The organism is Kitasatospora sp. NPDC094028, from assembly GCF_049543595.1.
Lineage (GTDB): Bacteria > Actinomycetota > Actinomycetes > Streptomycetales > Streptomycetaceae > Kitasatospora.
On record NZ_JBMVFA010000019.1, the window covers coordinates 1 to 10464 of the forward strand.

Below are 10464 nucleotides of genomic sequence, written 5' to 3' on the forward strand. Positions count from 1 at the left end.
GTCCACCTGCGGCAACAGGGGCTCTATCAGCTCCCACGCCGCGTCCGTCACCTCGCCTCGACCTGCCACAAGATCAATTATCAGACAAGCCTTAGCGGCGCACGGCGGTGATCAGCGCGTAGCCGACCGGCGGGAGCGCCCCGAAGGTCTCGAACAGCTGGGCCGCGGCGCGGTGTTCGGGGCCGAGCTCGCCGCCGACCATGGCGCGCAGCGCCTGGTGGAAGGCCTCGGAGGCGACCCGGTACGAGCGGGCGATGTTGGCCCGGATGTCGGTGAACTCGACGAGCTCCAGGCCGGATTCGTCCAGCAGCCGCCGGTACTCCTCGCGGCTGATCAGCGGCGCGAACTGGAGCAGCCCGCAGGCGGTGGCCAGCACCTGGGCGTCCTGCGGGGAGACCTCGCCGTCCAGGAAGAAGTCCACGGCCACGAACCGCGCGCCGGGCCGCAGCACCCGGCCGACGTGGTCGACGGCCGCCTTCTTGTCCGCCATGTGCACCAGGGACTCGATCGCGTAGGCGCCGTCGAACGAGCCGTCCGCGAAGGGGAGATCGGTCGCGTCGGCGAGCTGGAAGGCGACCTGCCCGGCCGCGTCCCCGACCTCCGGCCGGTCCTGGGCGACCTTGATCTGGTGCTCGCTGATGCTGACGCCGGTCACGTGGAGGCGGTGCCGGTCGGCGATCCGCACCGCGGGGCGGCCGCTGCCGCAGCCGACGTCCAGCACGCGCATCCCGTCCGCCGGGGCCAGCCGCTCGGCCGCCAGGTCGGTGAGGCGGTCGGTGGCCCGGTCGATCGGCGTGTCGTCGTGCTCGTCGTCCCAGTACCCGAAGTGGATGTTGTCGCCCAGTGCGGCGGACAGCGCGTCGGTCAGCTGGTCGTACAGCGAGCCCACGGCGTTCTCGCCGGAAGCGGGCGCGGTCGTGCTCATAGTCGATCCATCCTCACAGTCGAAGCGTCTTCGGAGGCTTGCTCTTGGAGATCTGGTGCGGCCATGCGTGGTGATCTTCGCGGGGTGCCCGGCGCGCGCTGCTGGACGGTGTCTCAGCAGGTCGGGGGCGGGGCAGCGCTCGTCGGCGGAAGCACGGGAATGTCAAGGAATCGGTGGGGGTGAAATGGATGGTCGGGATGCTAACAGGGGTGCGGATGGGGCGAGAACGTGTGCAAGTGCGCCCTTTGCCCGCGCGGGCGGGCTCCCGGCGTACGGCCGTCCGGCGCGCGCCACCGGTGGGCGATGGTGCAATCTTGAACAGATTGAGCGCGGCGGTTCCCCAGGGTGGAGTGTGGTCGAAACCGTTCGGGCCCGAATCGGCCGAATTCGATTCCTCGGCGGGTGTGGAGACCGGCGGCGAATTCCGCCCGGGGGAGGCCGGTGCGGCGCGGAGGGCCGCAGGTCGGAGCCGGTGGTGGCCGGTCCGGCGGCCGGTGAGGTCGGGAACTTCCCCAGCTGCACGCGGTGTTGGCAATCGGCCGCACTTTTGACTGAGCCTTGGGGAGTTCGACATACTCCGAGACAGGGTGGCGGCGCCGACGGCGGGGAGGGGGACACCTGTGGACGGTGAACTGCCGAAGGGAACGGCGCGCCGCTTTCTGAAGATGGCCTCGCTTCCGGTCGGATTCGCGGGGCGCAGCGCGTTCGGGCTCGCTCGGCGGCTCGCGGGCGGCGCCGAGGACCTGATCCGGACCGAGATCGAGGAGCGCACCGCCCGGCAGCTCTTCGCCGTGCTCGGTGAACTCAAGGGCGGCGCGCAGAAGTTCGGCCAGGTGCTGAGCGTGATGGAGAGCGCACTGCCGGAGCACCTGGTGCGGCCCTACCGGGCGGCGCTGACCAGCCTGCAGGAGGCCGGGCCCGCCCTGCCGACCCGCACGGTCCACGCCGTGCTGCGCGAGCAGTTGGGCGACGACTGGCGGCAGTCGCTGCCGGAGTTCGGCGACAAGCCGGTGGCCACCGCCTCCATCGGCCAGGTGCACCGCGGGCGTTGGCACGACGGGCGGGAGGTCGCGGTCAAGGTCCAGCACCCCGGCGCCGCCGAGGCGCTCGCCTCGGACTTCGGCCACCTGATCCGGATCAGCCCGATCATCGACCGGGTGACCGGCGGCGAGCTCAACGTCAAGGAGATCGTGGCGGAGCTGCGCGCGCGGACGATGGAGGAGCTGGACTACCTCCAGGAGGCCGCGTCCCAGGCCGTGTTCGCGAAGGCCTTCGCCGACGACCCGGACTTCCTGGTGCCCGCGGTGGTCGAGGCGGCCGAACGCGTCCTGGTGACCGAGTGGTTGGACGGCACGCCGGCGTCCGCCGTCATGGCGGACGGCGACCAGGACGACCGGAACCGGCTGGGGCTGCTGCTCGCCCGCTTCAACCACGCGGGGCCGAACCGCTGCGGCCTGATGCACGCCGACCCGCACCCGGGGAACTTCCGCCTCACCGGCGACGGCCGGCTGGGGGTGCTCGACTTCGGCGCCGTGGTCCGGCTGCCGGAGGGCCAGGCGCCGGAGATGGGCCGGATCATGCGGGCCTGCGCCGGCGGTGACGCCGAGCGGATGGTCGCGGGGATGCGGAAGATGGGCCTCCTCCGGGAGCGCGAGGGCGGGGCGAAGGGTGAGGCCGAGGACTGGGGCTGGCTGACCCGCTCGCTGGAGATGCTCGTCCAGCCGCTGGTCGAGGAGGTGTTCACCTTCGACCGCGCCTGGCTGCGCGAGGCGGTGCGCAGGGTCACGCTGACCAAGGACGCGGAGATCCTCCGGGACCGCATGGTGGCGCTGCCGGAGTACGTGCAGATGCAGCGGGTGTGGATGGCCGAGATGGCCATGCTCAGCCAGCTGGGCGCCCGGATCCCGTACCGGGCGGAGGCCCTGGCGGGAATGCCGGGCTTCGCGCCCGATTCCTCCGAGCCCGATTCGCCCGCGCCCGATTCGCCCGCCGCGGACTATTGATTCCTCCTTTTTGTGGGGCTCGCCCAGTAATCCGATTCGCCCCGCCGGGGTTTCCGATGGGCACATCGGAACGTTGACATGGCGCCCCGGAAGCGCCGTACAGTTGGCGCCGGTAGCGCCGTTCGGACCCTTTTCAGGGCGCCGGGCGGGAGACGCGCGACACCATCAGGGGCGTGGGGCTGCGGGCCTTCGCCCTGAAGAGCGGGACCGGCCGCTAGGCCCGGCTCGCAGTCCCGGCGGGCCGGGCGGCGGACTCGTCGTCGTTCGTCGCGGTCTCGTCCGCGATGAACGGGAAGAGGGCCTTGGCGTTGTCGAGTGCCCGGGAGGTGGGTTGCCGCACCGCGTGTGCCAGCCTCTCCAGCGCCTTCTCGCCGGCGTCCTCCACTCTCTTCGCCTCCACAATGTGGTTCATCGCTTAACTGTGAACTACAGAATAAGGGATGCCCCATCGGGCGACAATCCGCTGTGTAGTTACTCGCGGGACTTTGTCGTATCGCTCTCCGTCACCCGGAATCCCGCACGGCGGGAACTTTGTTGACGGTTTAATCTGTTGGTCGCTCACCTGTGACGCCCACTGGCAATTGTTACGTGAGTTCGTCGACGACCGGGCGACCGGGCGACCGGGCGACCGGGGCCCGGGGCGGTGCCGGGCCCAACCCGGCACCGCCCCGTGGGTCCGCCCCGCGACTACTTGTCCGCGGTGAGCTTGCCGGCCGCGCCCCAGTTCTCGGCCGGGTACTCCTGCACCCACACCAGCACGCTCTCCGCGGGGACCTCCAGGGCCTCCACGAATGCCTCGGTGACCTTCTTGACCAGCTCGCGCTTCTGCTCGACGGTGCGCGGGCCCTGCTGGATGGTGACGATCGGCATGTTCGGCTCCTGATCGGGTTGTTCCGCCGGTTCCTCCGGCTGAGACCAGTTCACCCGATCGGGGCGCCCGCACCCAGACCCGATTCGATCTCGCAGCGATCACGAATCCTGATCGTCGCAGGTCATGCCGTTCGGCAGGCCTCCAGGAGCACCCGGGGCAGTGGGGCGGAGCGGCGCACGGCGACGGAGGTCGTCAGGGCCAGCGGGGTCCGGCAGGGCCGGAAGACGATCCTCCGGGTGGTCGTCGTCCGGGCGTTGGCGGCGTACACCACCGTCCACGAGGGAGCGCCGGTGCCGATCGAGGCCAGGGTGTCCTGGAGGATGCTCTGCGAGGGGAGGAGGCCCGGCCGGAACCCGGCCCGCGCGCAGGCCTCCAGGACCAGGTCCACCAGCGCCGGGTGGTTGGGCCGCTCGGTCAACCGCAGCGGCAGGGCGGCGAGTTCGGCGAGGTCGACCACCGGCTGCCCGGCGAGCGGGTGCCGGGCGGGCAGCGCGACCACCAACTCCTCCTGCCAGACCGGCACGAAGCGCAGCTCGGGGCTGCCGTCGGCGACGGCGCCGCGGACGAACGCGGCGTCCAGCCGCCCGTCCGCCAACCGGACCAGCCGCTCCCGCACCGGCACCGACTCCAGCTCGACCCGTACCTCCGGGGCCCGTCGCTGGTAGGCGTCCAGGATCAGGTCGAGCCGCTCGCCGAGCCCGGTGACGGTCCCGAGCCGCAGCACCGCGGGCGCCGCCAGCTCCGCCGCGAGCGCCCGGGCCGCGTCCTCCGCCGCCAGCACCCGCCGGGCGGCGGGCAGGAAGCGCTCACCGGCCGGCGTCAGCCGCACGTACCGCGGCGACCGGTCGAACAGCTCGACCTTCACCTCCCGCTCCAGCCGCCGCACCTGCTGGCTCACCGCGGGCTGCCCCAACAACAACCGCTCGGCGGCCCGCCCGAAATGCAACTCCTCCGCGACGGCGACGAAGCAGCGCAACTGCCGTAGCTCCATGGATCCCCCTGCGAACGATCTTGCGGACGGCTCCATGGTCGCAGCCCGCGCCGTGATCCCGCCGAGCGGCACCGCGCGGGCCTCCCTTCAGGCGCGGCGCGGGCGCGCGGCGCGGGCCAGGTCGTCGACGAGGGTCGGGGACGGCTGCGGGATCTCGCCGTGGTCCTCGTCGTCGGAGTCGACCGGCAGCTGGTGGACGACGGCCGCCACCCGGGGCGGCAGCCGGAGCGAGAGGCCCTCGTGGCAGGCGGCGAGGGTCTCGGTCCAGACGGCCGCGGGCAGCGGCGGTCCCAGCCGGGGCGGACCGTCCGGCGTGGCCCGGGGGGCGGGCACCCGGGGCTCGGCGGCGAGCCGGTCGGCCTGGCCGCGCCAGTAGTCGGCGTCGGCGTGCTCGCCCCGGCCGGCGTGCAGCAGGGACAGGCAGCTGGCGGCGGTCGCGTTGCCGCCCCCGGCGGCGAACTGCAGCCAGAACTGGCAGCCGTCCTCGTACCCGGTGAGGTGGAGCAGCGCGGCCAGCACGAGCGCGCCGCCGGGCTGGATCCGGCGGCGGTTGTCGGCCAGCAGGGCGAGCGAGGCGGCGGCCTCGGGCTGGGCGATGACCAGGGTGGCGGCGAGGTCGAGTTCGTGCCGGGCCTGGACGTGTTCGGCGCCGAGCGGCGGTCGCGGGCGGACGAGGCGCCGCAGGTCGGGGGCGCAGGCGCCGTCCGGCAGTTCGACCGGCCGATCCGGTGCGTCCTCGCTTCCGCAGTCCGCGGGCGCCGCCGGCCACAGTTCGCGTCCGCGGCTCACCGCATCTCCTCCGAACCCGCCGCGCCGCCGCCCAGCAGCCGGCGGAGCTTGTCGAGCCCGCGCCGGGTGTCGGCGCGGGCGCTGGACTCGGTGAGCCCGAGGTACGAGGCGATGGTCCGGTACTCCAGCCCGGTCATGAACCGCAGCACGATCAGGTCGTGCTGGCGCTCCGGCAGCCGCAGGACGGCCGCGTAGAGGTGGTCGTGGTCGTGGTCGAGGACGTCCAGGCCGAGCCGGGTCTCCAGGTGGGCGCGCTGGACGGCGACCACCCAGTCCGGGACGACCGCTCTGGGTGGGGCGTCGCCGAGGCCGCTGCCCAGGGCGACTTCGGCGACGTGCCGCTTGGCGGTCATCCACCCGTAGTGGGCGGTGGCGGGCTGGTGCAGGACGGTGACCCAGTTGCGCCGCAGGTCGGCGCGGATGCCGTGGACGGCCCGCTCGACGAGGTCCCCGCGGTGCAGCCGGGCCCGGGCGATGCCCTGCCAGGCCCGCCCGTGGTCGTCGCAGAACGCCTCGTAGGACAGCCGGTGCGCGGGCCGTACCGCCGCCCACTCCTCGTCGTTGGTCATGGTGCCCCTCCTCGTCGGCTCTCCCCGTCTCCCTGTTCCCCCGGGTGCATCCAAGCGCAGAGATGCGATGAATGGGTAAACGATCACAAATAGGCTTATCTGAACTGACAGATGACGACACAACAGCTGATCGCTGATCACATCCGGCCGGATCCGACCCCCGGCGCGCCCGCCCGCCGGGCATAGTGGGACCCACACGCCGACGCAGGGGGGACGCGCATGGCCACAGGACAGCACGACGACACCGACCTCCCCCCGGACGTCGAGGTCAACCTCGCCATCCACCGCCCCCACCCGGCCCGCGTCTACGACTACTTCCTCGGCGGCGCGACCAACTTCCCCGCCGACCGGGAGGCCGCCGGCCACGCCCTCGCCGTCTTCCCGCACGCACCCGCCGCCGCCCGTGCCAACCGCGGCTTCATGCAGCGCGCCACCCGCGCCCTGGTCGAGGCCGGCGTCACCCAGTTCCTCGACATCGGCACCGGCATCCCCACCTCGCCCAACCTGCACGAGGTCGCCCAGTCCGTCGACCCGCGTGCCCGGGTGGTCTACGCCGACAACGACCCCATCGTCCTCACCCACGCGCAGGCCCTGCTGCGCAGCACCCCCGAGGGCCGCACCGCCTACGTCCAGGCCGACGTGCGCGACCCGGCCGCCGCCCTCGCCGCGATCCGCGACACCGGCGTCCTCGACTTCACCCGGCCGATCGCGCTCAGCATGGTCGCCCTGCTCCACTTCGTCCCCGAGGGCGCCCACGAGATCGCCGAAGTCCTCAAGAGCGCCCTCACCGCCCCCGGCTCCGCCCTGGTGATCAGCCACTTCACCCCCGACCACGCCCCGGCCGAAGCCGCCCGGATATCCCAGGTCTACCGCGACGCCGGCAGCCCGGTCCGCGCCCTCACCCGCTCCGACTTCGCCCGCTTCTTCACCGGCTGGACCCTCCTCGCCCCGGGCATCGTCACCACCCCCACCTGGCGCCCCGACCCCACCACCGAGCACATCACCGACGCCGAAGCCTCCTGCCTCACCGCCGTCGCCACCCGCCCCTGACCGGGCCCGCGCCCCACGGCGGTTCGCCGACCCGTGGTCGGCCGCAAGGTCCGACTGGACGGGGCCGGTGACGACGACGCACTCCGAATACGTGCTCGGTGCCGGCTCTGCGGGCAGCGGCAGACGGTGCTACTCGCTTTGGGTGGGCTCGGCCCGGAGTGCGGCGATGAACTGCAGGAGGCGTTCGTTGACCAGCTCGGGACGGTCCAGGTTGAGGCCGTGGCCGGCCCGCTGCACGATCTCGGCCTGAACGTTCGGGATCAGCGCGGTGACCCGCTCCAGTACCTGACGGGGGCGGAGCAGGGCACTGCGGCGTCCGAGCAGCACGAGGGTGGGCAGCCGGATCGAGCTCAGTTCCTCGTCGGTGAACGGTCTGGCCGCAGGGCGGGTGTTCGGCTTGTAGGTCCGCATGCCCAGCATCAGCGGAGCGATCATCTCGGGCGGTGAGCTCAGGGCGGGGTTGGCGAGCAGGCGCCCGAGGGCGGGGCGGAGCGGGCGCGGGGCGAGCATTCCGAAGAGCCCGCCGATCATGTGCGCGTAGAACCGTGCGGGGACCTTCTCGATCCCGCCGGGGTCCAGCGGGGCGATCGAGGCGAGGCGTTCGGGTGCGTGAACGGCCTGGTTGAGGGCCAGCCATCCGCCGTAGGACAGGCCGACCAGGTGGACACGCTCCAGCCCGAGTCCGGCGAGGACCTCGCCGAGCCAGGCCGCGTTGTCCTTGGGGCCGGCCGCGGTGGCGCGTTGCACGCTGCGGCCGGGGTCGTCGAGCGTGTCGATCGCGTAGACCGGGTGGTTCTCGCCGAGGGCGGCGACCTGCGGGTACCAGTTGGAGGCGTGTCCGGCGTGGCCGTGCAGGAGGACGATCGGCTCGCCGCTTCGGGCCCCGTAGCGGTGGACGTGGACGGTGCCGTAGCCGGTTTCGATGTCCAGTTCCTCGCGTGGGCCCGGCCACAGCTCCATGGCGCGGTCGTACGCCTCCAGGAACTTCCCGCGGGCTTCCTCGCTGACGAAACGTCCGACACTCGTTCTGGTCATGGTCCCTCCCGGCACGTGAAACTGCAGGACTTGATGGTATGTTTGTACCATAAAAGAGTCTGGAGGGAACCGGATGCCGAAGCTGGTGGACCATGACGAGCGACGGGCACAGATCATCGACGCCCTGCTCCGCGCGGCGGCGGACACCGGCCTGCACGCCGTCACCATGCGGTCCGTGGCCATCGAGGCGGGCATCTCGGTGCGGCTCGTGCAGTACTACTTCGACACCAAGGAGCGGCTGCTGCTGGCCGCACTCGACCGCCTGACGGCGCGCATGGGCGAGCGAGTCCGCGACCGGGTGAGGGCGGCCGGCTCCTCGCCGACTCCGCGCGACATCGTCGAGGCGGTCCTGCTCGAAGCCGTCCCGACCGACGAGGAGAGCCGGATCTTCCACCTCGTCCACACCGAGTACGCGGTGCTTTCCGTCACCGATACCGCCCTCGGCGGCCGGCAGTTCCTCGCGGCACCCAACGAGATGGAGGAGTTCCTCGTCGGGCAGCTCGAAGCCGCCCAGCAGGCCGGGGGCGCCGATCCACGCCTGGATGCCGGCCAGGAGGCCGTCGTCCTCCTGGCCGTCTCCGCCGGCCTCGGCCTGAGCGTTCTGCTCGGCCAGCGCACGGCGGATGACGCGACCACCGTTCTGCACTACCACCTCGGCCGACTCTTTCCCGGTTCGTGAGCCCCATCGGCCACGATTGCTGATTCAGGACGCCAACCGGCCCTGGAGCGGGCCGCTCCGCACAGCATCCGGGCGCTCTCCCGCTCGCCCCGTGTGATTCGGGGGCGCATCCGGCGTTCGGCGGTCGGCCGTGTCCATTCGCCGGCGCTTCCGCGACCTGCGGTGCCGGCTTCGGTTTGGAATGTGTTCGAACTGACCATCATAATCCTTTGGAACGGCCAGGTTGAGTGAGTGTCGTAATCTCCGATATATACTGCACGGGTACCGTGGAAAGAACGGGTGGGAACTGTCTTTCCGTCGATCGGACCCAAGGCTGGACTGTTGAATCCAGAGACGATCCTTTTATCGGTTTTTACCCCGGAGGGCAGGGATAATCCCTACCCCGCCCTGCTCGGACTCCGGGAGGTGGCGCCGGTCTACTACAGTGCGGCGATCGGCTCGCACTTTTCGACCACTTTCGCAGGCTGCCACTCCGTTCTCACCGGCCCCGACTTCCTGGTGCCTGACCGGGAATGGTGCGAGCGGAAAATTCCGGAAGGCATCGGCCGCCCGGCCGCCGACTTCTTCTACTCCTCGATGCTGGCCACCGACCACGCCGCCCACGATCGGCTCCGCCGCCTGGTGACCCGGGAGTTGAGTGCCCGCCGGGTCGCAGCACTGCGGGCCAGTGTGGAGGAGCTCGGCGCCGAACTGCTGGACGCCTTCGCGGAGACCGCCGCCGGTGGCGGGGTCGCCGACTTCCACGAGTTGGTCGCGTTGCCCCTTCCGGTCGCGATGGTCGGCGAGCTGATCGGCGTGCCGCGCGCGGATCAGCAGGGCCTGTGCCTGCTCGGTGACGATGCCGCCAGGCTGCTGGAGCCCGTCCGCACCCCGGAGGACTGGGCCCGGGCCGACCGGGGAGTGAGGGGGCTGCGGAAGTACTTCACCGGACTGCTGCACGAACGCCGTTCCCGGCCTGCCGACGACCTCGCCTCGGCCTTGGCAGTGGGCCCCCTGACGGACGGCGCCGGGCTGACGGACGACGAACTCGTCGACGTGCTGGTCCTGGTGTTCGCCGCCGGCTTCGAGACCACGGTCGCGATGCTCGGGATGGCGGTGAACGCCCTGCTCGGCCATCCCGAGCAGTGGGCCTTGCTACGGCGTCGGCCCGAGCTGGTGCCGGCCGCACTGGAGGAGTCGCTGCGCTGGGACGGCCCGGTGCCGATGACGGAACGGATCACGGCACGGGCCACGGAGGTCGCCGGGGTCCCCCTGCCGGCCGGAGCCAGCGTCATCACGGTCATGGCGGCCGCTCACCGGGACCCCGAGGTGTTCGCGGACCCGGACGCCTTCATGATCGGACGGACGGACGGCCGGGTGCTGAGCTTCGGCGCGGGCGCGCACTACTGCGTGGGCGCCGCGCTGGCCCGACTGGAGGGAGCCGTCCTGCTGCGCCAACTACTCCACCGCTTCCCGCACCTGACGCTGTCCGGGCCACCGACCCGGCGCACCGGCGACGGCCTGCGTGGTTTCACCCGCCTCCCGCTGGCCCTGGCCGGCTGACCCGTCCGCA

The 10464-nt window shown here is 71.9% G+C and carries 11 protein-coding genes; 4 read left to right on the top strand and 7 right to left on the bottom strand.

The window, feature by feature from the left end; genetic code table 11:
• Positions 1-91: 91 nt before the first annotated feature.
• A complete protein-coding gene (locus ACPC54_RS25520) occupies positions 92-925 on the bottom strand; it encodes an SAM-dependent methyltransferase (protein ID WP_498967988.1) in 834 nt (277 codons plus the stop codon).
• A gap of 620 nt (positions 926-1545) precedes the next feature.
• Here ACPC54_RS25520 and ACPC54_RS25525 point away from each other — a divergent pair.
• Complete coding sequence (locus ACPC54_RS25525; protein ID WP_498967990.1) at positions 1546-2928, top strand: ABC1 kinase family protein; 1383 nt, start codon at positions 1546-1548, stop codon at positions 2926-2928.
• A gap of 214 nt (positions 2929-3142) precedes the next feature.
• On the opposite strand, the gene ACPC54_RS25530 is transcribed toward ACPC54_RS25525, so the two are convergent.
• From ACPC54_RS25530 to ACPC54_RS25550, 5 genes are all read right to left on the bottom strand, one after another.
• On the bottom strand, positions 3143-3340 hold the full coding sequence (locus tag ACPC54_RS25530) for a hypothetical protein (RefSeq protein ID WP_498967991.1): 198 nt from the start codon (positions 3338-3340) through the stop codon (positions 3143-3145).
• A gap of 275 nt (positions 3341-3615) precedes the next feature.
• Complete coding sequence (gene dmpI / locus ACPC54_RS25535; protein WP_498967992.1) at positions 3616-3798, bottom strand: 4-oxalocrotonate tautomerase DmpI; 183 nt, start codon at positions 3796-3798, stop codon at positions 3616-3618.
• Between the two features lie 122 nt (positions 3799-3920).
• Complete coding sequence (locus tag ACPC54_RS25540; protein WP_498967994.1) at positions 3921-4790, bottom strand: LysR family transcriptional regulator; 870 nt, start codon at positions 4788-4790, stop codon at positions 3921-3923.
• 87 nt (positions 4791-4877) lie between these two features.
• Positions 4878-5579: a hypothetical protein gene (locus tag ACPC54_RS25545; protein ID WP_498967995.1), complete on the bottom strand. Its 702-nt coding sequence runs from the start codon at positions 5577-5579 to the stop codon at positions 4878-4880.
• Complete coding sequence (locus ACPC54_RS25550; RefSeq protein ID WP_498967998.1) at positions 5576-6148, bottom strand: RNA polymerase sigma factor; 573 nt, start codon at positions 6146-6148, stop codon at positions 5576-5578. The genes ACPC54_RS25545 and ACPC54_RS25550 overlap by 4 nt, the downstream gene beginning before the upstream one ends.
• Positions 6149-6367: 219 nt before the next feature.
• On the opposite strand from ACPC54_RS25550, the gene ACPC54_RS25555 reads away from it, so the two are divergent.
• Positions 6368-7198 (top strand): SAM-dependent methyltransferase, encoded by an 831-nt coding sequence (locus ACPC54_RS25555; RefSeq protein WP_498967999.1) that lies wholly within the window; start codon positions 6368-6370, stop codon positions 7196-7198.
• A gap of 129 nt (positions 7199-7327) precedes the next feature.
• Here ACPC54_RS25555 and ACPC54_RS25560 read toward each other — a convergent pair whose 3' ends face one another.
• On the bottom strand, positions 7328-8233 hold the full coding sequence (locus ACPC54_RS25560; RefSeq protein WP_498968001.1) for an alpha/beta fold hydrolase: 906 nt from the start codon (positions 8231-8233) through the stop codon (positions 7328-7330).
• 73 nt (positions 8234-8306) lie between these two features.
• Between ACPC54_RS25560 and ACPC54_RS25565 the strand changes: the two genes are divergently transcribed.
• Together ACPC54_RS25565 and ACPC54_RS25570 are read left to right on the top strand one after the other, a co-directional pair.
• The gene (locus tag ACPC54_RS25565; protein ID WP_498968002.1) at positions 8307-8912 is read left to right on the top strand and encodes a TetR/AcrR family transcriptional regulator; all 606 of its coding nucleotides are present in this window, start codon (positions 8307-8309) and stop codon (positions 8910-8912) included.
• A 498-nt stretch (positions 8913-9410) separates the two neighbouring features.
• Positions 9411-10454 (top strand): cytochrome P450, encoded by a 1044-nt coding sequence (locus ACPC54_RS25570; RefSeq protein ID WP_498968004.1) that lies wholly within the window; start codon positions 9411-9413, stop codon positions 10452-10454.
• Positions 10455-10464 lie beyond the last annotated feature (10 nt).